Origin of the sequence: Methanofollis formosanus (assembly GCF_019633745.1) — an archaeon.
In the GTDB taxonomy this organism is placed as follows: Archaea; Halobacteriota; Methanomicrobia; order Methanomicrobiales; family Methanofollaceae; genus Methanofollis; species Methanofollis formosanus.
The window spans coordinates 263,433-288,823 of sequence record NZ_CP037968.1 but is presented as its reverse complement, the minus strand read 5'-3'; the positions used below and the strand labels follow the sequence as shown (position 1 = coordinate 288,823).

Here is a 25,391-nt window from a genome sequence, read left to right as displayed (position 1 = left end):
CTATATATCGTGCCGGCGCGATCCGCATTCCTATCCGGGTTGACCGGAGGGGAGATCATGAGTGATTTAGTGGTCGTCGCATTCGACGACGAACAGACGGCGTTCCGGGTCAGGGACAAACTTGCCCGGATGAGCAAGGAGCATCTCATCGGGCTCGAAGACCTGGTCGTCGTCGTCCGCCACCAGGACGGGAAGACCGACGTCAAACAGTCGATGAGTCTTGCCGGCCTGGGGGCGCTGAGCGGGAGTTTCTGGGGACTTCTCATCGGGATCATCTTTCTGATGCCGCTCCTGGGCCTGGCGATCGGGGCCGTCACCGGGGCGCTGGCCGGGCACCTCACCGACTACGGGATCGACGACGCCTTCATCAAGGAGGTCTCGGAGACCGTGAAGCCCGGGGGTTCGGCGGTCTTCATGCTGATCAAGGAGGTCACCCCCGACAAGTTCCTCAAGGAGATGGAGGAGTTCAGGGGCACGGTGATCAAGACCTCGCTGACCGACGAGAGCGAAACAAAACTCCGCGAGGCCTTCGGGGAGGCGCCCGAAGAGAAGGAGAAGGTGGCCGCACCTGCGGTGTGAGCGGATCATGAGAGGAAGGGAAGGGAGAGGCGCGCTGGTCCGCCGCTCACGGGGAAGTCATCGGTATAAGATGCGCGAGAGACTCGTCTCCATCGGAGACGACTATTTCATCGAGGACGACGCGGGTGCGCGGGCCTATTCTGTGGACGGCAAGGCCCTCAGACTCAGGGATATGCTGGTCTTTCGCACCGTGGCGGGAGAGGAACGCTACACCATCAGGGAGGCGGCGCCCGGGGTGCGGGAGACGACGGCGATCTATCGGGGCGACGAGGTCGCGGCCACGGTGAAAAAAGTGCTGGTCTCCCCGCTCCGCCACCGCTGGACGGTTGAGATCGCCGGCGGGCCCGACCTGACGGTGCAGGGCAATATCCTGGGCCACGAGTACCAGATCAAGCGAGGACGCGAACGGGTCGCGGAGGTCTCCAGGAAATGGTTCCGCATGAGGGAGACGTATGGCGTGGAGGTGGCGCCCGACGAGGACGCCGCCCTCTTTCTCGCCGTTACGGCGGCGCTGGACCTGATGCAGTGAACGAGACGCGGAAGAGAAGGGGGTAGGCAGGTCGCCTCCCTTCCATTTCATCGTCAGAAGCTCACGGACCGGTACGATGAGACCTTTTTTCTCGCCCCGAGAACAGATAGATCGATCGACGGACCACGCCGATGACCGCACCTCCATCCACCCCGATCGTCTTCAAGACGCCGACCCCTGAAGAGACCGCACGCCCGGGTTTCCTTGCCGCCGACCTCCACGTCCACACCAACCACTCCGACTCCTCCACCAGGGTGCAAGACCTCCTGCAATCGGCCGCAAGGCAGGGGATCGGGTGCGCGGTCACCGACCACAACCAGGTCGGCGGGGCCGTCGAGGCCTGCCGGGCCGGGAGCGGTGTTCCGGTCATCCCGGGGATCGAGGTGAGCGCCGACGACGGCCCCCACCTCCTCCTGTACTTCCCGGCACTCTCCGACCTCACCGACTTCTACCGCCGCCACATCGAGAGGAAGAAGAGAGAGGGTCCGTGCCTCGCGATAAAGATGACGACGGCAGAGGTCCTGGACGCCCGGGAGGGCTATCACTGCGTCGCCGTCGAGGCGCACCCCTGCGGCTACGCCTTCCTGAACCGCGGCATGCGGCAGGGGATCGAGCGCGGGTGCATCGAGGCCGAGACCTTCGACCGCCTCGACGCCCTGGAGGTGATCTGCGGCGGGATGGCCCGCGCCCACAACCTCGCCGCCGCCGACCTCGCCCGGAGCCATGGCCTTGGTCGGACCGGCGGGACCGATGCCCACCTCCTCCGCGAACTCGGCGGCGTCGTCACCTGTGCCGAGGCGGAGAGTGTGGAGGAGTTTCTGGAGGCCGTCGTGCATCGCAAGACCGTCGTGGTCGGGCGGGAACGCACCCTCGCCGAGAAGGCGATGATGGGGGCGGCGGTCCTCCCCCACCACATCCCGTACGCCATCCCGATTCTCAGGAGCCGGATCAGGGAGACGTTTTTTGAGGGGATGGGGAAGTAGAATCGGGCATGAGCCTCGGGCTCAAGCATACGGGATGAAAATTTTTCTGATGAAATCTTCGGGTGTGGAATAGTCCATGATTATTCCGTTGCGATGGTGCGGTGAGCGTGAACACCACTCTATCGCCGCCCCCTGGCTATCTTCGTCCGTGAGGGGTCCGGGGGGCAAAGCCCCCCGGCGCGAGATGACGGTGAAGAGTCTGCGATGAGGGCGGCCCGTCCGATCATCAAGCCTTCCCACACGCTTACGCCGGGGGCGCTGCCCCCGGTCCCCCGGAATTGCGATTGGGCCGGGAAGGCAGAGGATGGAATCATTCAGCGGAGGTATTATTTTCTCTGCGTATCTCCCTTGAGGGACCCTAAAGAGGCCAGGTCATCATAAAAAATCTGGAGAGCCGATCATCTGGATCATTTTCATGGTAAACCCTTGATCCCTTAACTCAAGGGCATCGGGAGGAGCACAGCGCCGTGCCGCCCCTCGGCTATCTTCATCCGTGGGGGTCCGGGGGTGAAACCCCCGGCGCGAGACAGCGGTGAAGATTCTGCGATGGGGGCGGCCCGTCCGTCCGATCGGTTCTCAGGATCTTTTAACCACAGACCCCTACCCCAGCGGGGAGAAGAGGCGGGAGACCGACTCCTTCATCCTGACCCACCTGGGCCGGGCGGCATAAAGTTCAGGCGTGATCTCGGTGCAGACCTCGAGGTCCCGGACAAACCGCCGCTTCATCTCGCCCCCGACCGTTGTATCGTAGAAGAAGGCGTTCGCCTCGAAGTTCAACTTGAAACTCCGCACATCCCAGTTGGCGCTCCCGACCGAGCCCGCCGTCCCGTCGACGACGATGGTCTTGGCGTGGATGAAGCCGTTGTCGTAGGTGTAGGCCCGCACGCCGGCGTCGAGGAGGTCGCCGACAAAGGAGAGACTGGCCCAGTAGACGAACGGATGGTCGGGCTTGCAGGGGATCATCACCCGCACGTCGACGCCGGAGAGCGCCGCGAGGCGGAGGGCGTCGGTGACGCTCTCGTCGGGGACGAAGTACGGGCTCTGGATATACACCGACGACCGGGCCGAGTTGATCAGCTTGATGTAGCCCTCCTTGATCGGGCTCCACCTGGTGTCGGGGCCGCCCGAGACGATCTGGACCGGGACGGTGCCGGGCACCTCGGGGTCCGGGAAGTAGACCGGGTCGGAGCCGTGGTACTCGCCGGTCGCATGGTTCCAGTCGAGGAAGAACCGCAGCTGCAGCATGTTTACGGCCCGCCCGGTGATCCTGACCGCGGTGTCCCGCCAGTATCCGAGCGGCCCGGTGCCCAGGTACTCGTCGCCGATGTTGAACCCGCCGATGAACCCGACCGTCCCGTCGATGACGGCGATCTTTCGGTGGTTGCGGTAGTTGACCCGGTACAGCGAGGGGAAGAAGACCCCGATCTCGCCCCCGGCGTCGGTCAGTTCGCGGAAGGCCTCCTTCGACCCGCCGCCTGCCCGCGTCCCGACGGCGTCGAAGAGGAGACGGACCTCGACGCCTTCCTTCGCCTTCTCCGCGAGGGCATGGACGACCGAGCGCCCGAGTTCGTCGTCGTTGACGATGAAATATTCCAGGTGGATGTGGTGACGTGCCGCACCGATGGCTTCGAAGAGGGCGGCGAACTTCTCTTTCCCGTCGGTGTAGACCTCGACCTCGTTCTTCTCGGTCACGAGCGCCTGGTTGTTCCTGAGGAGGGCGAGGATGGTGTCGCGGTATTGTTCGGCCGCCGGGTTTGCAAACCTGAACTCGCGGTCGACCAGGTCCTGGTGCTGCTCCTCGAAGAGCCCTTTGAGGTACTGGTCGGCCTCCTCCTTGAGGGTGAACATCTTCTGCCTGGTGAAGTTCTGCCCGAAGATGAGGTACAGGGCAAACCCGAGCGGGGGCAGGAGGAAGAGCACCATCAGCCATGCCAGGGCGGCGGTGGGGTTTTTGCGTTCGAAGAAGACGACGACGATGGCGAAGAGGATGTTGAAGAAGAGGATGACGCTGAGGATGAGTGTCCAGTCCATTATCATCCTCATCGGTGGGAGGCGAGATATGGGTTTCGAGAGAGGGCCGACACTCGCCGGGAGCGCCGGCGCCCTCCCCCCTCTCATACCGTGATCTTTCTGAAGAGATAGGCCCCGACGACGGTCATCACGACGGCGCACCCGCTCAGCACGATACCGCAGAGGAGCGGATCGATCTGGGCCGAGCCGGAGAGCCCGTAGCGTATCCCCTCCACCCCGTAGGTGAGGGGGTCAAGGAGCGTGAACGGCCTGAGCCAGGACGGGAGGCTGCTGATGGGGAACAGCGCGCCCGAGAGGCCGAAGATCGGGAAGACGACAAAGTTCATGACGAGCTGGAACCCGTGCATGTCCTCCATCCTGGATGCGATGCCGATCCCGAAGGCGGTGAAGGTCACGCCGATGAGGAGCATGAAGAGAAATGCGATGACGAACCCGGCCGGATTGGTGAGTTGCAGCCCGATGAAGAGCGAGAGCACCAGGATGATCACGCCCTGGATGAACGCCGTCGTGGCACCTCCAAACGTCTGGCCCAGCATGATCTCGATCCTGGAGACCGGGGCGACCAGGGTCTCCTTGAGAAACCCGAACTGCTTGTCCCAGATGACCTGGATGCCTGAGAAGATGGAGGTGAAGAGGACGCTCATCGAGACGATGCCCGGGATGAGGAATGCGACATAGCCCTCCTCGGCGCCCGGGATCCGCACCACCTCGTTCAGCCCGAAGCCCATGATCACCAGGAAGAAGAGGGGCATCCCGAGGCTGCCGACGATCCTGCTCCGTGAACGGAGGTAGAGTTTGATGTTTCGCAGCCAGATGGTGTAGACGATGTCCATGTTACCGCCTCATCCGATGACGCATCAGCATCTGGTTCGTGCCTGACGCGTGTTCGTCCCGCATCGCCCGCCCGGTCATGTGCAGAAAGACGTCCTCGAGGGTCGGGGTGTGCACCGAGACCGACCTGATCCCGACGCCCTGCGCACTGAGAAGGTTCACGATCCCGGGAATCTCCTCTTCGGCGTGCCGGAGGCGTACGGTCACGGTGCTCTCCTGGCGTTCGACCTGGCCCGGCCACGCCGCATCGATCCTGGCATATGCCTCCTCCGCGTCTGGCGAGTCGATGGTGATGATGTCGCCCCCGATCGCGGCTTTGAGATTCTCCGGGGTGTCCATGGCGACGATCCGGCCGTGATCGATGATCGCCACCCGGTCGCAGAGGCGGTCGGCCTCCTCCATGTAATGGGTGGTGAGGATGATCGTGATCCCCTCTTCGGTGTTCATCTGCTCGATGTACGCCCAGAGGTGGTTTCTCGTCTGCGGGTCCAGGCCGAGGGTGGGTTCGTCGAGGAAGAGGACAGCCGGCCGGTGCAGGAGACCGCGGGCGATCTCGAGACGCCGTTTCATCCCGCCTGAGAAGGTCTTGACCTGGTGGTCTTTCTTCTCGCCCAGGCCGACCAGGTCCATGAGCTCGGCGATCCGCCGGTCCCGCAGGTCTCCGGGGATCCGGTAGAGGCGGCCGTGAAAGTCCATGTTCTCATAGGCGGTGAGTTCTTCGTCCAGGGTCTGGTCCTGGAAGACGATCCCGATGGACCGGCGCACGCCGTCCTCGTCGGTCAGGATGTCGTGACCGTCGACGGTCGCCCGGCCCGACGTCGGTCTGAGCATGGTCGCCAGCATCGAGATGGTGGTGGTCTTGCCGGCGCCGTTGGGGCCGAGCAGGCCGAAGATTTCTCCTTTGCGGATCGCAAACGAGATCGCGTCGACCGCGACGAAGTCGCCGAAGGTCCTGGTGAGTTCCCGGACGTCGATGGCAGGGTTGGTCATTTGATCCTCCGCAGGTCGTCGAGGCATTGCCCGAGAATTTTTTCTGCCTCTTCGTCTTTTTCAGGTGGGAGTGCGTCGATGACGCTTCTGATCTCGACGAAGAGGGCGTTCACCTCGCGTTTTTCATCTCCAAAGATCTCGACGAGCAGATTTTTCATCTGCAGCATCTTCTCTCTCGACTCTCTCCGGTGCTGTCGGTGGGCCCGCAGCGTCTCCTCGCCGCTCTTCGTCAGTTCATAGACCTGCTTCGAACGTTTTCCGGTCTCACAGACGCGTATGAGTGCTTCTTCTTCGAGTTGTTTCAGCAGGGGATAGAGGGTCCCCTTGCTCGGCACCCATGTCCCTTCGGTCTTTTCCTCGATCTCCTTGAGGAGGTCGTAGCCTGACTTCGGGCCCCGGGCGAGAGAGTGGAGGATGTAGAGGGCGATGAGCCCCCGCTCCCGTCCGTTCTTTGATGGAAACTTCCAGATGCCTGTCATGGTGGTGGTCGCGTGATGTTTCGGTTCCGAACCGTTCTATTCCACACCATGTACCCCCATGAGAAGATATAATCCTTTCGCCTACGGCTCCAGACCGCCATCGTCCACAGATCAGAACCCTGAAAACCTCTCCACGCCCACGTTTTCCAGAGCCAACCCGGCGGTGCCACCATGGACAAAGGCTACGACGAGACCATCGAAGACTACCCCCTCTCTCCCGTCCCCCCGCATGCCCGCCGGGGTTTTCTCCCGACCGTCGTCATCCTCCTCGGCTTCACGTTCTTCTCGGCGACGATGTGGGGCGGCGGTGCGATCGGCGTCGCCTTCCCCTTCTGGCCCGACCTGATCGCCGTCATCCTCCTCGGCAACCTCCTCCTCGCGGGCTACGTGGCGGCGCTTGCCTATGTCTCCCAGAGGAGCGGACTGAACACGGCGCTGATGGGCAGGTACTGTTTTGGCAGAATCGGGAGCCGCTGGCCCGACCTGGTCCTCGGCCTCACCCAGGTCGGGTGGTACGCCTGGGGGACGGCGACGATCGCTATCCTCTCTGTCGACCTCCTGGGCCTCGGCGAAGGGTGGACGGCGCCGCTCATGATCCTCTTCGGCGTCACCTTCTGCCTGACCGCTTTCATCGGGTACCGCGGGCTCGAACGGCTTTCCCTGGTCTCGGTCCCCCTCATGTGCCTGCTCATCGTCGTGAGCATGGCGCTCGCCACGCGGGACGCCGGGGGCGCGGCCGGGATCCTCGCCATCGCGCCCACGGCCACCATGGGCGTCGGCGAGGCGGTGACCATCGTGGTCGGAACCTTCATCGCCGGGGGGACGCAGGCGACGAACTGGACGCGGTTCTCCGACACCCCGCGCACCGCCGTGGGTGCGGCGGTGATCGCCTTTCTGCTGGGAAACGGCCTGATGGTCCTGGTCGGTGCTTACGGTGCGCTGGTCTATGGGGAAAGCGACATCGTGCAGATGCTCGGCCTCCAGGGCCTGCTCGTCGGGGGCGTCGTGATGCTCTTCATGAACATCTGGACGACGCAGGACAACACCATCTACAACTTTTCGGTGGCCGGGTGCGACCTGTTGCGGACGAACCGGCGCCGACTGATCACGCTCGGCGGAGCGGGGGCGGGCACCGTCCTCGCGCTTCTCGGGATGTACGACTGGCTCGTCCCCTATATGCAGATGCTCGGCATCCTGATCCCGCCGATCGGCGTGATCATCCTCGCGGACTTTGTTCTTGTTCGGAAGGGCCGGTATCCCTCTCTCGAGGAGGCGGACCGGTGCGCCGTTCGCTGGGCCGGGGTCGTCGCCTATATCCTGGCGTCGGCCGTCGCCGTCTCTTCTCCGGGCATCCCCCCGCTCAACGGGATCGTCGCCGCGTTTCTGCTCTACGGCGTCACCGCCCGATACCTGCAGCCATCCGCCGCCTCAGTTCCGCGCCGTTCTGGATGAAGACGATCCCGAGCGCGACGAGGATCAGCGCCAGGAGGTCGAGCATCAGTTTCAGGAAGGCCTGCGGCGCGAGGAAGATGAGCGAACCGAGGACGAGCGAGAGGATCCCGAGGGCGAGGCGTTTGAAGAGGCCTTCGGGTACGGCCTGCCGTCCCCTGGAGACGCGTCTGAACGAGACCAGGGCGCTCGCAAACATCCAGACGGCCAGGACGACGAAGATGATCATGGTCCAGAGCGCGACCGGGAGGGAGGCCGAACTGGCGCCCAGCGCCACGACGCACAGCCCGAGGAAGACGCTCCCCTTCGAGGCGACGGCCGGCGGGTGGAGGGAGACGCCATTCATCACGATGAGGAGGCCGAGGCCCGCGATGAGGAGAGGGATGAGGAGCGAGACGAGCACGGCGAAGATGTGGACCGGGTGGGCGAGGATGGCGAGGGCGGCGAGGATCACCGCACAGCCGGCGATGACCATGAACTGCCAGGTCCTCCGCTGCCCTTCGAGGACCAGACGGGTCTCGTCGCTTCTGGCGGTGCGGGCGCTGGTGACCAGGGCGAGGAAGGTCTCGCCGATCATCAGGATGAGCGGGGCGTCGTCGATGAGGTGGAGGAGCGGGTGCTGTTTTGGGTCGTAGCGGTCGTAATGGACCCGCCACTCGGCGGCGGTCTCATGGAGGTGGTAGTTGCCTTTCCGGTAACTGGCCAGGGTGCCGGGCGAGGGGACATTGATCCTGGACCGCTTCCACCCGCCGTCCAGCGGTTCGGTCACCGCCTCTCTGGGGACAGCGACTTCCCATACGCCCTGGTCCAGGGGTCCGAGGAACTCTTCAAGTCTGGTCATGGTCTCGTTCGTTGTGTACCGGGCAAATCGTATCAGTACACTCTCAGGAGAGGGGATATGTCTTGTCTTTTCGAGTGGGGGAGGACGCCGGTGTCCCGCGCCCCTATAAATATCACGCCGCCCATCTCAGCCATGACCTGACCGATGCCGCCGGACGATCCCGCCGCCTTCGGGCACACCCTGCGTTTCGCACTCGCGGCCGTCCTGCTTGCGGTGGCCGCCGCGGGAGCGATGGTGCTCTTCCTCGCGGTGCAGTACGGGGGGGTGGCACTGATCTGGCCGGAATCGCCGCCGGTGCCGTACTTCACCCTCCTCCTCACCACCGCGGGCGGCCTCGCGGTCGGGCTCTGTCTCCATCTCTTCGGCGACCACGTGGGCCTGCTCCAGGAGACCCTCGCGACCTTCGAGAAGACCGGCCGCTTCGAACCGCAGTATCTCCCGGCCGGGCTGCTCACCATCTACCTCTCCCTCGTTTCCGGCGCCAGCCTGGGGCCTGAGGTGGCCGCCGTCGATATGGGCGGCGGGATGGGCACCCGCCTCGGCGACCGGGTGGCGGCCCTGAAAGACCGCGTCCGAGACCTCTCGACGGTCGGCTTCCTCGGGTGCCTGGTGGGTTTTGCGATCTATCTCCTTCTCACCGGTCCGCCCGGCGCCCTGTACCCGGTCCCGCCCTACACCTTCGTCGCCGTCGACCTCCTCTACGCGGCGGTCCTCGGTCTCGTCGGCGCCGCGGCCGGGGTGGGCTTCATCTATTCCTACCACCTCTTTGCCCGCCTCACCGCACCCCTCGCCGACCGCCCGCTCCTCCGCGGCCTGCTCGGGGGTCTTGGCCTCGGCATCCTCGGCACCCTCGCCCCGCTCGTCCTCTTCTCAGGCCAGACCGAGTTCCGGACCGTGCTTGCCGAGGGGGCGGCGATGGGCGCGGTCATGCTCCTCGGGATCGTCGCGGCCAAGATCCTTGCCAGTACCTGGTGCATGGCCACGGTCTTCAAGGGCGGCCCGGTCTTCCCGCTCTTCTTTGCGGGCGGCACCCTCGGCATGGCCGCGAGTCTCCTCGCCCCCGGCGTCCCCATCGCCCTCGCCGTCCCCGCGGCCATGGCCGGGATGACCGTCGCGGTGCTGAAGATGCCGTCGGTGGTCCTCGTCCTCCTCGCGATGGTGTTTTTGCAGTGGGATATCGTGCCGGCGGTGGTGGTCGCGACGCTGGTGGGGTACGCGGCGACGCGGGGGGTGGTGTTGATTGAGAAGGGGTGATGGGGTGGGCGGCCTGACCGTCCTGTTCGACCTGAATTCTGAAAAAAATCGGTGGCATGATCACATGCCGGCGCTGAGCACAGTTACACTATGGAACCGTCAGGACCGTTTGTATTTGAGCGGCCCGTCTCTGTCGACAGAGTGTATTGAGCGCTGATCATAGGCACCATATTTTCGGAAATTTTCTCTTCCTTCTCTCAGTGTCATATGATTGGGGCCGCTATATTCATGGTCCTCGTTCACGCCGTCGTCCTCCCAGAAACAGACGTCGCAGATCTCATACATCCCTCTCTCACCCAAAGTATGATACCCGCAACAGGGACATCGCTCAAGTTCGTCCTCGTCGCCTACAATTGCGTCGATCTCCGGATTGATCGTTTTCAGTCGTTCAAGGACGTATTCGTTCCTGGCACCACAGTACTCGAAGGGCCGATGGAGGTACACCAGATAATCATACCTCGGGTTATCAGGGTCTCCGGGCACTTCTTTCTCAATGATCTCGACTACAATGTCTTCGGGAACTTTGTCCTTGAGATATTCTCTGGTCGCGGCTGCAGAGATCGTATGGTAATAGTCCCAGAAGCTCAGGAGTAATTCTTTCCGTTCACCAGCAGACAGCCCGAGGATATCATGTTTGGTGAGGAGACATTCAGCATCTTCCCGGGAAATATCTCCGGAGAGATCCATGATGTCAGGGAGATTGGCGTACTCTTCCAATGACAGGAGGCGGGGTTCGTCGTTTGATACCATGTCATATCATGGAATCAATATTCCGATAAATATGACGGGTTTGAATTTATTTCGCTGACATAATAACCCTTGATTAAAACGATCTATAATTTTTTTTCTTTTCACAACCGGCGGTTTGCCCTCCCGTGGGATTCTGGAAATGGGTCTGCACCTGATTCCTCTCTCGTCAGTATGTACTTATCCGGCACGTTCCGCACCTCCAGGTTTACACAAATCCCCCATCATACCACAATATTCATACAAATCACTGATATACGAATAGAGGAATGCAAAACGGGCACATCGAGGTCTTACCCTCCAATATCGTGATGGAAGAATACCTCACTCCGGCAATAGCATATTACCACGAGATACTGGACAAAATCACCCCCTATTTTTTTGTAGACAATAAACTCGTCAAAATGATCGGGCTCCAGCAGCTGGTCGTCTCAAAGGAATACCAGATCAAACGGAATGACGCACGGTCGGCGAAGGGGGTCGATTACGTCAGGGAATGTGTCGCCCGGATACACTCGCCAGATCATCTGCTCGATATCATGGAACGCTGGGGAGCCTTCGACCTCTGCTTCTCGGCCCCGTCCTTCAAAGACCCGGGTCTCGGGACACAGGTGAGAAAAACATTCTGCAAGGTTGGCACCCGGCTTTTTGACTGCGATAACTGCCCGAACACCACCTGCAAACACAACCTCCTCTGGTCGGACTCCTCGATGGTCTTTGATATCGACACCAGCGAGCCCAGACTTGAAGAGACGTTCCACGCCCTCACCGCAGCGATGGAGACGCTTGGCCTCGACTACGCGGTAAAACTCTCTTCCCTCAAGGGATTGCACATGAACGTGGGCCTCCCGGCAGATGCCGGCACCACACTCTTCGACCGGAGCATCTGCCAGTATTGCCTCATGAAAGAGTTGCAGGCGCAGGGGATCCCGGTTGACGACAACTCCCTCGACCCGGTCCCGATCATCAGGGCGCCCTACTCTCTCCACTACCGGCGTCTCACCCCGTCACTCCCGGTGGACGAGGAGACCTTCGACGAAGCGAGAGAACATCTCCGGTCAATTGAAAGAGAGAACCTTATCGATCGGATCCCGCGCTCCCTTGAGGTTGCCGGCGACTGGGATCTGACCTGGGACGTAACCCCGTGCACCGACGATCGATTCGACCGGATTCTCGGAAGATGGAGAGAACAGGCGGAGCGTGCAATCCTTCGCGAGAAGAGTACCCATGAGAAGAGCAGATCGTCGGCGGGGATCTTCCTGAGAAAAGGGCGGGAGATGACCGACGAAGATCAGAGAAATGCCGCCCGATTACTCCTTGAGACCGGCAAGAGCAGGGAGCAGGTGCAGGCCATCCTCAAAGAATGTCTGAACAATCCACCCAAGGCGGAAAAAGATCACCAACCGGGACGCACAGGAATGGTCAGACTGGAGGCCCAGCAGGACATCCCGGGCTATATCATGAGCATCCCCCCACCGCTGGTTCTTCTTCTGATCGACAATGCGACCCTTGAGGATATGCGCCGGATCACCGGTGCACCCCCGGTCCCGGTGAAGGCGCAGTGCACGAACACCGACGAAGGCATGAAGATGCTCTTCCAGGAACCAAAACTCTTCAGGCGGTATCCCAGAAAATGGAACTGCCGCAGCATCTTCATCGGAGGTCTTTATTCATCGTTCAAGTATTGTTCGGCTGCCGACACCGTGGTCTCCGTCAAGACCAGGCATGTCTGGGACCGGGACATGAAGGTCCTCACCGAACTTGAGCAGGTGCTCAACGAAGGGAACCACGACTTTGTGACCGCCCATCTCCTTGGCCTGGACTATTGCAAAGATCATGGCCTCGATACCGACGGGGCTCTCCTCGTGTTCGAACGGATCATAAAAGCCGTGTCGTCCTCAACATCGAACGTCGTCCTGATCACCGATCATTCGGGGGAAGAGATGGTCCCGTTTTTTGCCTCTCTGGTGCATGGGGACGAATATGCCTGACTCGGAAGAGAAGATGTACACCATGGGAGAATCAGGATCTTTGAAGGACAATTCGTTCAAAGATGGAATCAGAAGGCTCTGAAACCCGCCGTCCCACCTGAAAAACCCCCCGTAGAAAAAGATCACAATCTTCAAATATCGTGATGGAGACTGGTGCATAGTTTACAAAATCACGAACATCAGAACTTTTGTAAACTTCACGGCAACCAGGTCGAAGAGGAGTGAGCCATATGAGCATTGCCGAGCGGATAAAAGCGGCCCGAAGAAGTGCCGGGATGAACCAGCGGGAACTCGGTGCAGCAGTTGGGGTAAGTGCGACGGCGATTTCGAAGTACGAACGAGGAGAGGTGGTCCCGGGTTCGGGTACGCTCATCCGCCTCAGTGAGGCCCTGGACGTCAATATCGACTTCTTCTTCCGGCAGATCACGGTGCACCTCTCAGCACCGCAGTACCGGTGCCACCGACCGCTCACCAAAAAAGAGGAGCATATCATCCACGCGAAGGTGACCGACTGGCTGGAACGCTACCTGGAGATCGAGATGATCTCGGGCATCCGGGCCGATCTGGACCTCCCGCCGCGCGAAGAGTGCCGGGCATCCGGCATGGAGGAGGTGGAAGCAGTCGCCTCGCGGCTACGCGAGGCATGGGACCTTGGCCTCGACCCCATCGAGAACGTGATGGACGTCCTGGAACAGCACGGGATCAAGGTCGGGACCATCGAGGCACCCGACTCCTTCGACGCCCTGACATTTTACCACGACGAGAGGACGCCGGTGATCGCAGTCAACACCGCCATGAGCGGGGACCGCCAGCGCTACAACTGCGCCCACGAACTGGGGCACCTGCTCCTCCAGGTGGAGCACCCACTCGATGAAGAAGCGGCGGCGCACCGGTTTGCCGGTGCATTTCTTGTGCCCCGCGAGATGGTCTGGAAAGAACTGGGGAAGAAACGCCATGCCATCGATCTCCGGGAACTCTATCTCCTCAAGCACAAGTATGGGATGAGCATGAAGGCCTGGGTCCGTCGTGCCCTGGACCTCGGGGTCATCACCGGGGTGACCGCAAAAGGGCTGGATGCCCGGCTGAACCAGGTGAAGGCCGGCAAAGAAGAGCCGGCGAAAGCGGTGAGACATGAAACGCCCACGTACATGCATCTGCTCATCCTGCGGGCCATGAACGAGAAGAAGATCACGCAGTCGCGGGCCAGGGAACTCTTCGGGGGCGACCTGCCCGGGATCGCCGCAGGGGCTGAGTAGGTGCGGCGGACGCAGGGCATCCCCCCGACCTGCGCCGTCGATGCAAACGTACTCTTTGATCTCTTCGCCGGGGGAGTCCTGCACGATCTCTTCTCCCTTGAATGTGTCTTCCTGACCACCGACATCGTGGCCCATGAGGTCAGGACCATCCCGCTCACGGACCTGCTCTGTCTTGGGCTCGAGATCCGGGAACTTCCCGGCGAGCAGGTCCTCGAGATGCTTGAACTCAGGAAGAACTATCCTGCTCTTTCCATGGAGGACATCTCGGTGATGGTCCTCGCACGCCATAGCGGGGCCGTCCTTCTCACCGGGGACGGCACGCTGCGAAAAACCGCACGGGAAGAAGGAGTTGTGCTCCACGGCACCCTCTGGCTCATGGATCTCCTCGTCGCCGGCGAGATCGTGACGCCGAGCAGGGCGGCCGGGGCGATCGAGACGATGCGGCAGAACGGGCGCTGGCTGCCGGGCGAGGAGTGCGAACGGAGGATCGATGGGTGGAGAGAGACGGAGTGAACGAGGTTGGACGACCCCCAGGTCAGGGCGCCTGTAAGGTCTTGCACTTCGTCCGAAAAAAAGAAATTATCCGTTCAACGCAAACCACGCGTCCCGCAGCCCCACATTGTACTGCGCGATGAACATGGCGTCGCCCACCTCGATCACGCCGTTCCGGTGGACGTCGGTCTTCTGGAACTGTTCGGTCCCGGGCGCGGGTTCTGCCGTGATGCCGACGACCTCTTTCAGTACCCTGAGCGTGTCGGCCTGGTCGACCACGCCGTTGTCGTTCGCGTCGCCGTAGAGGAGCGGCGTGACCGTGATGTAAGCGGCCTTCGTGCAGGTCTCCTCGCCGCCGTTGACCGAGAGGGTCACGGTGTAGTTGCCGGGTGCGGTGTAGGTGTGGGTGGGGTTTTGTTTGGTGGAGGTGGCATCGTCGCCGAAGGTCCAGAGCCAGTTCGTCGGGGCGCCTGTGGATTGATCCGTGAAGTGCACGGTGAGGGGAGCGGCGCCCGAGGTGACGTCGGCGGAAAACCGGGCGGAGGTACCCGTGCCGCTCACCGTGATCGTGCCGCCGGAGGTGTCGGTTCCGCCCGGACCGCTCACCGTCAGGGTGGGGGTGTAGGTGCCGGCCGTCGCGTAGGTGTGCGTGACAGTCCTGGCGGTCGCGGTTACCCCGTCGCCGAAGTCCCAGAGCCGGGCGGTGATATCGCCGGACGAGACGTCGGTGAAGGTCACCGCGAGGGGTGCGACGCCCTTGACCGGATCGGCGGTGAACGAGGCTATCGGTCTCTCGATGCCGACCAGGACCGTGGCGGTGCCGGTGGCGGGCGCGTACCTCCCGCCCGCGTCGTCGTCGACCTTCGCCCCGGTGATCCCGCAGGCAGTCACGCCCTTCTCCCCGCCCTTGAGGGTGAAAGTGCAGAGGGTGACGTTCCGGTCACCCGGGCGTACGGCATTGTTCAGGTCCGCGGCCTTCACCCGGACCGAACCGGCGGGCAGGGTGTCGTGTGTCTGCATCTGCGCCCACTCCGGGAATGCGACGGCGGCGATCTCGGCCATCGCCGGATCCCGGACCTCGAAGGAGAACAGATACCCTGACAGCCCCTGCGGCACGGTGTCCATCACCACCGAGACCGTGGTCGTCTCGCCGGGCGCCACCTCCGCGACCGAGGGTTCGATCTCAAGGGAAGTATCTGCCGCGGGCGCGACCGTCACCTGGCACCCGCCGGTAGCGGGAGCATAGCGCCCGCCGGCGTCGTCGTCGACCTGCTTGTGGGTGATCGCGATCTCCGCCGACCCGGCCGCGACCCCGCGGAGGCGGAGGGTGCAGAGCGTGACATCGGTCGCACCCGCACCGACTTCATGGTTCAGGTCCGCGGCCTTCACCTGGATGCAGCCCGCGGGCACCGTCCCGTTCCCGGTCATCCCGGCCCATGCCGGAAATACGATCCCGTCGATCACCGCCACGTCGGGATCGTCCGAGGCCACCGTGATCTCATAGCCGGAGAGGCCCCCGGGCACACGGTCCATCGTCACCGCGACCTCGACGACCTGATCAGGGAGGAGGGTGGCGCTGGCCGGGTCCATGGCGACCGATGTCGTCGGCCCGCCGCCCACGACCACCGTCGCCGGCGCGGAGAGCGGCGCATACCTCCCGCCCGCGTCGTCGTCCACCGCCATCGCGGTGACCGTAAGCGCGGTCGTGCCCGCGGTCTCACCCCTGAGAGTGAGGGTGCAGAGGGTGACGTCGGTCGCACCCGCCCCGACGGCATTCTCCAGGTCCGCGACCTTGACTTCCAGGGCGTCTGCCGGCAGAGGGCCGGCGGCCGTCATCCGGGCCCAGTCAGGGAACTCCACGCCGGCGATCCCGGCGACCGCCGGGTCGTCGATCGCGAAGGTGATCGCATATCCGGACAGCCCCTGCGGGAGGGTGTCGATCACGACCGCGACCGTCGCGTTCTCCCCTGATTCCGCCTGCACCTCGGCAGGGCTCATGCCGACCACCGGCGCCGCGGCGCATGCCGGTGCGACGAGGAGGAGCGAGAGAAGGAGCAGCGCTCCGACGGCCGCCCGACCGGTGATGCGGGTCATCGCTCCCTCCTGCAAAAGACGATGCCGGCAACGGCCAGGCCTGCACCGACCAGGAGAGCCTGATCGGTGCCCGCCGCCTGCTCTGTCGTGGCTGTTGGCACAGAGGTCGTTGCGGCGGCGGCCGTGGCCGGCGTCCTGGCGACCGTCTCCGTCTCCTGCGGTGTTTCGGCCGGGGCGGTGGTGCCGCCCGGGGTCTCGGTCACGGTTGCCGGGGGCGTGGTGACGGGTGCTGTCGTCGCCCATTCATCATCCCCGGAGTCCCCGGAGGAAGAAGCCTCTTCTCCCACGCTCAACCGGCGCTCCACAACCGCAAGCACATACCGTCCCCCGGTGTCGTCGTCGATCTTTTCGGGGGTGATGACCAGGGCGGTCGTCCCCTCGGCGGTCGGCGTGACCGTAACGGTCAGCAGGTCCACGGTATCCGCACTCCCCTCCACCTGCCGACCGATGTCTACGCCCGAGGCCCAGGTGCATGCGGACGGCAGGGTGCCGTTGGAGTGGAGCGTCGCCCAGGAGGGGAAGGAGACGGCGGTGATTGCCGCCACGTCCCCGTTCTCCACGCAGACGCTGATGTTGTAACCCGAGACTCCCTTCGCCGCGTCGTTGAGGCTGACCGAGACCTGGACCGGCACGCCGATCCCGGCACCCGAGAGGTCGCCGTCCACGACGAGGGCGGGTTCTGCGCTCGCCGGGACGGCGAGGAACACCCCCAGCGAAAGAAGGATAAGAACGATGGTTCTCGACCACATGGTTCTTCCCTCAGATCGACCTGAAGAGTTCGACGACGTCGTTGAAACCGATAAACCCGCTTGTATCATAGTCAAAGGCGCCGCAAGGCTGGCTCTTCTCGATGAACGTCATCCCGTTGAAGTACAGCACCACGTCGTTGAACCCGGTCCAGCCGTTGCCGTCAAGGTCTTCATACCTCCCGTCCCCGTCCGGGTCGGTCGGGATGGGATAGAACCCTCCTTCCGGGTGCGGGAAGGCGTGGATGGCGATGACCTCCAGGAGGCCGTCCTCTGTCTGCGGGGCATACCTGCTCCAGGCGTCGCTCTCGACGGTCCGCGGCGAGATGGCGATGCCGGTGCTCCCTGCGGCGTCGCCGCGGACGGAGAGGGTGCAGAGCGTGACCTCGCACGCTCCCGGCGTGACCATGTCGTTCAGGTCGGCGGCCCGGATCGTGAGAGTGTCGGCGGGCAGGTCCCCCGTCTTTGCGAGGCCGGCCCATGCGGGGAGGTCGACCTTCACGATCTCGGCGGCCCCGGTCTCGGTCAGGTCGACGGTGATCTCAAACCCGGAGAGTCCCTGTGGTGCACGGTCCAGGACAACCGAGAGCGTCTCGGTCCCGCCGACGGCGACGGTGCTGTTCCCGGGCCTGAGCCGGAGAGTGCAGGGGACCGAACCGCTGACGGTGAAGGTGGCGGTCTGCTGCACGTCGATGTTCACGGACTCCACGCAGACGGTGTAGGTGCCGGGCGCGAACGCCGAGGTGTCGATCTCAAACGACCACTCGTTCCCGCCGTCCTCTCCTCCGACCACCGTCGCCGTGCCCGAGGCGACGGAAGAGTTTGCGGCGGCGACGTCGACGTAGAGGACGTTCCCTTCTGCAAGGTTCGTCGTGCCGGTGATGACGAAGCGGTCGCCGACCGGCCGCTCGCCGATCTCGTCGACGGAGATCCGCGGTTCTTCGATGGTGACGACGCAGTCGGCATGGATGTCGTCACAGTTCGGTGAGTCGAGGGCGTTGACGAGGGCGGCCACATTCCCGGAGGCCGAGAGTTTGCCGAGGTCGATGAGGTTGCCGACGGCGTCACGGATGACGAAATATGTCGGGTTATGGAGCCTCCCGGTGGCCATTGCCTCCTCGATCTCAACCTGGGTGGCAGGGCGGACGTTGAACATCCCGTCTTTCATCGGGTGCTGGACGATCACCGAGTAGTTGCCCGGGCTCAGATAGGCGGTATCGGCCCGTTCAACAATGAACGTGAAGGTGCCGTCCTCACCGACGGTTGCGGTATATCCCAGGAGATTGTAGTTGTTCCCGAGCATCCACACCAGGACACAGTCCGGAGAACCGGTCGCCGTGCCGGTGATCGTGAAGCAATCGCCCTGTGCTACCTCTTCACCGGATGTCCCGGCGACAAGGGTGGGGTCTTTGAGTTCGAAAGAGCAAGCGTCATAGATGACGCCATCGAGATGGCCGGCATCGACCCAATATCCGTCTGCATCGGTGCACGTACCCGCCGCATAGAGCGTATAGGTGCCGGCGCTGAGGACCGCGCCGCAGCACGGGGAGGCCCAGCGGTATTCCCAGGTGCCGTCCGACTCGACGCACCGGCAAGCATAGTGGCCCCACGACGCCATCCCGGTGACGTCATTCGGACTGACACCCCTCCCGTCGCCGAGGTTCGGCCCGGTCAGGAAGAGGTAGACGTCGTCGCTGTCGGTGTTGGTGCCCGTGAAGACGATCTCGTCGCCGACAGAATGGGACGTCCCTTTTGCAGCGAGGGTGACCTTGCCCTTCTCGACGGTGACCTGCACGCTGTCGGCGGCCGTGGCGTCGCCGGTGTTGACGACCGTGAGCGTGTAGACGGTGTCGCTGGTGGAGGCGTTGGTCGCGAACTCGATCACCCGCGTGCCGGTTGCATCGGTGGCGACCGTCGCCGCCGTACCGGAGACATAGATGTCCCCGGCACAGGCGCGTTCATCATTTGCCCTGGTGTCGGCGGCCGCGTCGGCGGCGCCGGAGAAGGCGCCTTCCGTCATTATGACCCCGGGTTGGGCCGGGGAGATGAACGGGTACGCGGCGTCCCCGGCGTCCTCGATGTAGAGGTTATAGCAGGTCTTCGCGTCTCCGGTGATGCGGACCACAAAGGGGTTGCCCCGTATCACGCGTTCCCTGTCGGTCTCGATCGTCGTGCCGACGGTGGCGACCTTGAAGGTCACGATGTTCGAATTGTCGGCATAGTCGTTGAAGCCGCGGGGGCTCTCCCACTCAGCCCGGGCGGTGTAGGTGCCGTCCTCCATCTCGCCGACGTCGAGGCCGGTCACGTACACCTTCGGGCAGTCCAGTGCGATCCCGGTGAGACTGGTACCTGCGATCTGCGTGGTGGTCGCACCGTCCGGTGTGGTGAGTTTGATCCTCACGGTGGCCGTCGGCAGGAAGGTGCCGACCTCGGGGGCATCGAGCACAAAGGCGATCCTGCTGTTTCTGGAGACAGTGCCGCCGTCGATCGAGGCGCTCCTGTCCACATCGAGCACGGCGTCCAGCGAGACCGACGGATCCCTGATGTAGATCTTCTCGACGGTCGGCGCCGAGTTCTGGTGGAGGTAGTAGGTGCCGTAGTGGCCCGCCAGGTCGATCTGGACCAGGTCGAGATCTGCAGCATTATCCACTCTGAAAGCATATTCCTGGCCGTAGGATACGTCATCGTACTGATATTGTGCGAACAGGTCGCCGTTCATAACGAAGGAAGAGAGGTCCAGCCCCTCCTCATAATCAAAGACAGTGTCGCCGCTTGCGACCGTCCGTGCGGACACCGGCATGGCGATCGCCGAGAGGGTCAGCACGACGACGAGAGCAACCACGCAGCCGCCTGTCAAGAATTTTTTCACGTCCATGGAAATCACCTAGATCCTCTCGAAGAGGCCGACCACATCGTTGAACCCGATGAAACCGCTTCCGTCGTAGTCGAAGGCATCGATGGGCTGGTTGTGCTCGATAAAGTCCATCCCGTTGAAGTAGAGCACCACGTCGTTGAACCCGGTCCAGCCGTTGCCGTCGAGGTCCTCGAACACCCCGTCACCGTCCGGATCGGTGGGTGGCGGATACGCACTGCCGTCCCCTCTCTGGAACGGGACGACCGTGACCACGTCAAGGGTTCCCTTGACGGTCTCGGGTGCATACCTGCCGCCGAAGTCGGTGTCCACTTTGGTGGGGACAAGGGTGATCCCGGTCGTGCCGGTCGCCGTGCCCCTGATGGTGAGGGTGCAGAGGGTGACGTCCGCGGCCCCGGCCGCGACCTCGTCGTTCAGGTCGACGCCCGTGATCCAGAGGGTGTCGGCGGGCAGAGCGCCGGTCGAGGAGAGGGCGTTCCAGGTGGGGAAGGAGACTCCGACGATCTCGGCCACGGCGGGATCGTCGAGGGAGACGGTGAGGTTGTATCCTGAGAGTCCTTCCGGCGCGGTGTTCAGGACGACGGCGTACTCCGTGGTCGAGGAGAGGAAGGCCGTGCCCGTGGCCGGGGTGAACGAGAGGGTGGGGGTCGGTGCTCCCCTGACGACGAAGGACCCTGAGGCCGAAGTCTCCACCTCGACCCCTGAGACCTGGACCTCATAGCCGCCGGGTGCGAGGCCGACGGTGCTGATCACATGGGACCAGCGGTGTTCGCCGTTCACGTCCGCAACCTCAAGAACGCTGGAGAGGTTCACTGAGGCCGACCTGACCGTGAGCGCCAGATGGTCGCCGGCGGCCAGGGTGGTCGTGCCCGTGATCGTGACGTTCTCACCGATATCGACCTCCCCGATCTCGTCGATCACGATCTCTGGGATCTGGACGGTAAACGCGGCGCCGGCACAGATGTCGTCGCATGCGGGTTCCCGGATCGCTTCCAGCACGGTAAATGCGGCGTCAGAGGCGGTCATGCCGCTCAGGTCGAGGACGGCGCCGGTGGCGTTGACGACCCTGACGCTCCCGCCCTGAGGAACAGTCGGGTCGGGCCTGACCGCATAGGTGCCGTCGGTCATCGGGTGCTGGACGATGAGGTAGTGCTGGCCCGGGTACATCAGGGCGGTCATGTCCCGCTCGAAGGTGTGGAGGAAGGTGTCGTCTCCCTGGACCGGGAGCGTGTAGGTCTCAACGGCACCGCCGTCCCCGAATGCCCAGAGGGCGACGGTTTCGGGGGATCCAGTCGCCGTACCCTCGATGGAGACCTCGTCCCCTGCGGCGATGCGGGTGGCCGAGGCCTGCACCGATACGGATGGGCCCTGGACCCGAACAACAGCGGAGTCGTATTTCACGTCTCCCAGGTCTCCAGCGCAGACATATCTGCCGCTCCCGTCCACAAAGGAACTGGCGGCGTACAGGGTGTAGATGCCGGGGGGGAGAGCGTCGGGGTACATCCCGGTGTCCCAGCAGTATTCCCAGGTGTCGTCGGCCTGCACGTCCACCGTGAGGTAGGCACCGTTCGCCGCCGATGCCGAGAGATTGTCGAGCGGCACGCCGTTCTTGTCGAGGTTCGGGCCGGTCATGAAGAGGTAGACTGTGTCGCTGTCGGTGTTGGTGCCGGAGAGTGCGATCTCCTCTCCCGGATAAGAGGTGCCCGCCCCTCCGGCGGTTATGGTGACCTCGCCCTGCTCGACGGTGACCGTGACCTCGTCGGACCTGGTGGCGTCTGAGGGGTCGACGACCTTGATCGTGAAGGTCCGATCGTCGGTGGCGGCCGTCGTCGAGAACTCGAGGGTCCGGGTGCCGGCGGAGGTGGTGGTCACGACGGCGGCGGTGTCGGGCGCATAGGGACCGTACCCGTATGCACGCTCACGATTTGCGATCTGGCTTGCTGCCGGGTCGGGGGCGCCGGTGAATTCCGTCGCCATCAGGGTGACGCCCGGTTGGCCGGGTTTGATGAGGGGGTACCCGTCGGGTGGGATGGCTGCGTCCCTGACATACAGGAAGTACGCCGCTTTCGGTTCGCCGGCGAGGGTCACGGCAAAGGAGTTGCCCCTGACAAGGCGCTCCTTGTTGGACTCGATCCCGAAGGGGAAGGTGCCGACCGTGAAGTTCACCGTGTTGGAGTCGGCGGCATAGTTTGCGAAGCTATGGGGGCTCTGCCACGTTGCCTGAGCGGTATAGGTGCCTTCTTCAAGCCCGAAGAGGTCGATGGCACCGATATATGTCAACGATCTGTTCAGGGCGTGGTTCGTGAGGTATCGGTCCCCGATGACGAACGTCTTCGCCCCGTTGGGTTTGGTGATCTCGACCTTTACCGTGGCGTCCAGGGAGGAGAGTGCGACCTGGGGGGCGACGAACTTGAAGGCAATCGGGGTCCGGGGTGAGACCTTCATCCCGTCGATCGAGGACGAGTGGTCATACTCCAGGACCACGTCGAGCGTTACGGTCGGTTCACGGACGTAGACGCGCTTGCCGGTCGCGGCACCGCCGGAGACGAGGTAGTAGGTGCCGTAATGGCCCTGCAGGTCGATCGCCGTCAGGTCGAGAGATGCCGCCTGGGGGATCGGGATAACGTAGACCTGAACCTTGCCGGGATCGTCGTCGGTGTACTGTACCAGTCTGTCGCCGTCCGCTGCGATGGCGGTGAGGTCGAGGTCGGTCTCATAGTCGAAGATGAGATCTCCCTCTGCGACGGTCCTCGCCGCGGCCGGCATGATCAGCAGGGCCGCAATAAGCAGAAAGACAATAATAACATGGTTGAAGGGGGGTTTTTTCATCGATTTCACTCCGTTACCGATGAGATCTGGAGACGGTGCGGCACGGTACGGTCCGCGCCGGGATGGAACGCTCCATATCAGGTATGATCCCCCAATAAGGATGGCAATATTATATTCTTTTCTATTTTTATCTTGAAAATTTGTCGATATGGAATATATAATGAATATATGCTCAATATTTTCATAATTGTGGGTTTGTCCCAGGGGTCTCAAACAAAGATCCGGGACGGTGTCCCGGGCAGCGGAACCGAATCGCAGGCCATGGCAGACGCGGTCCCCCCTTCCGGTTCGGGCGAGCGCCCCGGGATCTCTGCGTCTACAGCAGGACCGTCCGTTCAGGTAGCCCTTCACCAGGTCATGGGGGGACGAACTCGGTGCTCCCGACCGGCCGGTGCGGGGGCGTCGCATTGCCTGCCGGGATCTGCGGGTTCTTCTCGCCGATGAGCCCGGTGTACCGGAGAGGCATCCGGCGGAGAGGAGCGTGCAGATGAAGTTGAGCGCGATCGTCCTGTGCATGGGCTCGAGACTCGACCGAAAAAATAAATCTGATCTTCCGGAAGCGATCGTCTCAGACCTGCCCGGTGTTTCCTCTGCGACGAAATTAATCTTGAGAGAACACCAATGTATTACCAGGATGTGCCAGGGCATGAAAAAAACCATCATCACGGTCGTGGGCAGAGACACCGTCGGGATCATTGCGAAGGTCTGCACCTATCTCGCGGAGAACCAGGTGAATGTCGAGGACATCTCCCAGACCATCGTGCAGGGTTACTTCAATATGATGATGATCGTCGACACCGGCAGGTCAACCAAACCCTTCGGCGAGATGGTCAATGAACTCGAGGCGCTCGGCGATGAGATCGGGGTCAGGATCCGGTGCCAGCGCGAGGACATCTTTACGAAAATGCACCGGATCTGAGAGGCGTGCCGATGATCAATCTCTTAGAGGTCAACGAGACGAACACGATGATCGAGCAGGAGAAGCTCGATGTCCGCACCATCACGCTGGGCATCAGTCTTCTCGACTGCATCGACGCCGACCTGGACACCCTCAACCGAAATATCTACGAGAAGATCACCCGCGTCGCACGAGACCTCGTCTCGACGGGCAGGGAGATCGAACTTGAATACGGCATTCCGATCGTCAACAAACGCATCTCCGTCACCCCCATCGCCCTGGTGGGAGGACGGGCCTGCACCTCTCCCGAGGACTTCGTGACGATCGCAGAGACCCTTGACCGGGCCGCGAAGGAGACCGGGGTGAACTTCCTGGGAGGCTACTCCGCGCTCGTCTCCAAGGGCATGACGAAGGCCGACGAGAATCTCATCCGCTCCATCCCGGAGGCCCTCGCATCCACGGAGCGGGTCTGCAGTTCGGTGAATGTCGGGTCCACCAGGACCGGCATCAACATGGACGCCGTGAAACTGATGGGCGAGATCGTGCTGGAGACGGCCGAGGCGACGAAAGAGGACAGTTCTCTTGGGTGTGCAAAACTCGTCGTCTTCTGCAACGCCCCCGACGACAACCCCTTCATGGCCGGGGCCTTCCACGGCGTGACCGAGGCGGACGCGGTCATCAACGTGGGCGTCAGCGGGCCGGGCGTGGTGAAGCACGCCCTCGAAGGCGTGCGGAGCGAGAACTTCGAGGTGCTCTGCGAGACCGTGAAGAAGACGGCCTTCAAGGTCACCCGCGTCGGGCAACTGGTGGCCCAGGAGGCCTCGGAGCGGCTCGGGGTGCCGTTCGGGATCGTCGACCTTTCGCTCGCACCGACACCGGCGGTGGGCGACAGCGTGGCCGGGATCCTGGAGGAGATGGGCCTGGAGTCGGTCGGTGCGCCGGGCACGACGGCGGCGCTCGCGCTCCTCAACGACCAGGTGAAGAAGGGAGGGGTGATGGCCAGTTCGTTTGTCGGCGGACTGAGCGGCGCCTTCATCCCGGTCAGCGAGGACCAGGGCATGATCGACGCCGTCAACCGCGGGGCCCTCTCGATCGAGAAACTCGAGGCGATGACCTGCGTCTGCTCGGTCGGCCTGGACATGATCGCGATCCCTGGCGATACCCCGGCCACCACCATCGCCGGCATCATCGCCGACGAGGCGGCGATCGGCATGATCAACCAGAAGACGACCGCCGTCCGGCTCATCCCGGTCATCGGGAAAGAGGTCGGCGACACGGTGGAGTTCGGCGGGCTGCTCGGGTATGCGCCGGTGCAGCAGGTCAACCCCTTCGGCTGCGAGGCGTTCGTGAACCGCGGCGGGAGGATCCCGGCGCCGATTCATAGTTTCAAAAATTGAGAATTTCTCCGGGGGCTTTCCTCTCGATAGACGGGGATGGGAAGGACTCCCTCTCCTCACAGCGGTTTCGGGCTGAGGAGAGGAGGTCCTCTCCCATGGGCGT

20 protein-coding genes are annotated in these 25,391 nt (G+C 63.0%); 10 read left to right on the top strand and 10 right to left on the bottom strand.

Annotated features, from left to right (window positions below; translation table 11 throughout):
* Positions 1-57: 57 nt before the first annotated feature.
* The 3 genes from E2N92_RS01150 to E2N92_RS01140 all read left to right on the top strand — a co-directional run bounded on the left by E2N92_RS01150 (position 58) and on the right by E2N92_RS01140 (position 2,091).
* Positions 58-579 carry a DUF1269 domain-containing protein gene (locus E2N92_RS01150; RefSeq protein WP_220681873.1) on the top strand — a complete coding sequence of 174 codons (522 nt, stop codon included), beginning with the start codon at positions 58-60 and terminating at the stop codon, positions 577-579.
* A 70-nt stretch (positions 580-649) separates the two neighbouring features.
* Entirely contained in the window at positions 650-1,108 is a 459-nt protein-coding gene (locus E2N92_RS01145) for an LURP-one-related/scramblase family protein (RefSeq protein ID WP_246589268.1), read from the top strand.
* Positions 1,109-1,239: 131 nt separating this feature from the next.
* Positions 1,240-2,091, top strand: a complete 852-nt coding sequence (locus E2N92_RS01140; RefSeq protein ID WP_220681871.1) for a PHP domain-containing protein — start codon at positions 1,240-1,242, stop codon at positions 2,089-2,091.
* A gap of 600 nt (positions 2,092-2,691) precedes the next feature.
* On the opposite strand, the gene cls is transcribed toward E2N92_RS01140, so the two are convergent.
* The 4 genes from cls to E2N92_RS01120 form a co-directional block, all read right to left on the bottom strand.
* A complete protein-coding gene (gene cls / locus E2N92_RS01135; protein WP_220681870.1) occupies positions 2,692-4,122 on the bottom strand; it encodes a cardiolipin synthase in 1,431 nt (476 codons plus the stop codon).
* 83 nt (positions 4,123-4,205) lie between these two features.
* A complete protein-coding gene (locus tag E2N92_RS01130) occupies positions 4,206-4,955 on the bottom strand; it encodes an ABC transporter permease (RefSeq protein ID WP_220681869.1) in 750 nt (249 codons plus the stop codon).
* Between the two features lies 1 nt (position 4,956).
* Entirely contained in the window at positions 4,957-5,943 is a 987-nt protein-coding gene (locus tag E2N92_RS01125) for an ATP-binding cassette domain-containing protein (RefSeq protein ID WP_220681868.1), read from the bottom strand.
* Positions 5,940-6,422, bottom strand: coding sequence for a PadR family transcriptional regulator (locus tag E2N92_RS01120; RefSeq protein ID WP_220681867.1), 483 nt, complete (start codon positions 6,420-6,422; stop codon positions 5,940-5,942). The genes E2N92_RS01125 and E2N92_RS01120 overlap by 4 nt, the downstream gene beginning before the upstream one ends.
* Before the next feature lie 171 nt (positions 6,423-6,593).
* Here E2N92_RS01120 and codB point away from each other — a divergent pair, with 171 nt between their 5' ends.
* Positions 6,594-7,874: a cytosine permease gene (codB, locus tag E2N92_RS01115; protein ID WP_220681866.1), complete on the top strand. Its 1,281-nt coding sequence runs from the start codon at positions 6,594-6,596 to the stop codon at positions 7,872-7,874.
* On the opposite strand, the gene E2N92_RS01110 is transcribed toward codB, so the two are convergent.
* Entirely contained in the window at positions 7,819-8,712 is an 894-nt protein-coding gene (locus E2N92_RS01110; protein ID WP_220681865.1) for a hypothetical protein, read from the bottom strand. The genes codB and E2N92_RS01110 overlap by 56 nt on opposite strands.
* A gap of 144 nt (positions 8,713-8,856) precedes the next feature.
* Between E2N92_RS01110 and E2N92_RS01105 the strand changes: the two genes are divergently transcribed.
* Entirely contained in the window at positions 8,857-9,966 is a 1,110-nt protein-coding gene (locus E2N92_RS01105) for a chloride channel protein (RefSeq protein WP_220681864.1), read from the top strand.
* A 99-nt stretch (positions 9,967-10,065) separates the two neighbouring features.
* On the opposite strand, the gene E2N92_RS01100 is transcribed toward E2N92_RS01105, so the two are convergent.
* Positions 10,066-10,716 (bottom strand): CPCC family cysteine-rich protein, encoded by a 651-nt coding sequence (locus E2N92_RS01100; RefSeq protein ID WP_220681863.1) that lies wholly within the window; start codon positions 10,714-10,716, stop codon positions 10,066-10,068.
* Positions 10,717-10,982: 266 nt separating this feature from the next.
* On the opposite strand from E2N92_RS01100, the gene E2N92_RS01095 reads away from it, so the two are divergent.
* The 3 genes from E2N92_RS01095 (at position 10,983) to E2N92_RS01085 (ending at position 14,473) form a co-directional block, all read left to right on the top strand.
* Positions 10,983-12,704 (top strand): hypothetical protein, encoded by a 1,722-nt coding sequence (locus E2N92_RS01095; RefSeq protein ID WP_220681862.1) that lies wholly within the window; start codon positions 10,983-10,985, stop codon positions 12,702-12,704.
* 230 nt (positions 12,705-12,934) lie between these two features.
* On the top strand, positions 12,935-13,960 hold the full coding sequence (locus E2N92_RS01090) for a helix-turn-helix domain-containing protein (protein WP_220681861.1): 1,026 nt from the start codon (positions 12,935-12,937) through the stop codon (positions 13,958-13,960).
* The gene (locus E2N92_RS01085; protein ID WP_220681860.1) at positions 13,961-14,473 is read left to right on the top strand and encodes a PIN domain-containing protein; all 513 of its coding nucleotides are present in this window, start codon (positions 13,961-13,963) and stop codon (positions 14,471-14,473) included.
* Positions 14,474-14,539: 66 nt separating this feature from the next.
* Here E2N92_RS01085 and E2N92_RS13680 read toward each other — a convergent pair whose 3' ends face one another.
* From E2N92_RS13680 to E2N92_RS01065, 4 genes are read right to left on the bottom strand one after another with little or no spacing between them, the layout of a single operon-like run.
* Positions 14,540-16,546: a PKD domain-containing protein gene (locus tag E2N92_RS13680; protein ID WP_281425790.1), complete on the bottom strand. Its 2,007-nt coding sequence runs from the start codon at positions 16,544-16,546 to the stop codon at positions 14,540-14,542.
* Complete coding sequence (locus E2N92_RS01075) at positions 16,543-17,295, bottom strand: hypothetical protein (RefSeq protein WP_220681859.1); 753 nt, start codon at positions 17,293-17,295, stop codon at positions 16,543-16,545. Before E2N92_RS01075 ends, E2N92_RS13680 begins: the two co-directional genes overlap by 4 nt.
* 10 nt (positions 17,296-17,305) lie before the next feature.
* Entirely contained in the window at positions 17,306-20,167 is a 2,862-nt protein-coding gene (locus E2N92_RS01070) for a DUF3821 domain-containing protein (protein WP_220681858.1), read from the bottom strand.
* Between the two features lie 9 nt (positions 20,168-20,176).
* The gene (locus E2N92_RS01065) at positions 20,177-22,993 is read right to left on the bottom strand and encodes a hypothetical protein (RefSeq protein WP_220681857.1); all 2,817 of its coding nucleotides are present in this window, start codon (positions 22,991-22,993) and stop codon (positions 20,177-20,179) included.
* A gap of 646 nt (positions 22,994-23,639) precedes the next feature.
* Here E2N92_RS01065 and E2N92_RS01060 point away from each other — a divergent pair.
* Together E2N92_RS01060 and E2N92_RS01055 are read left to right on the top strand one after the other, a co-directional pair.
* Complete coding sequence (locus tag E2N92_RS01060) at positions 23,640-23,912, top strand: ACT domain-containing protein (RefSeq protein WP_220681856.1); 273 nt, start codon at positions 23,640-23,642, stop codon at positions 23,910-23,912.
* Between the two features lie 11 nt (positions 23,913-23,923).
* Positions 23,924-25,288 carry a PFL family protein gene (locus E2N92_RS01055; RefSeq protein WP_220681855.1) on the top strand — a complete coding sequence of 455 codons (1,365 nt, stop codon included), beginning with the start codon at positions 23,924-23,926 and terminating at the stop codon, positions 25,286-25,288.
* Positions 25,289-25,391: the final 103 nt, after the last annotated feature.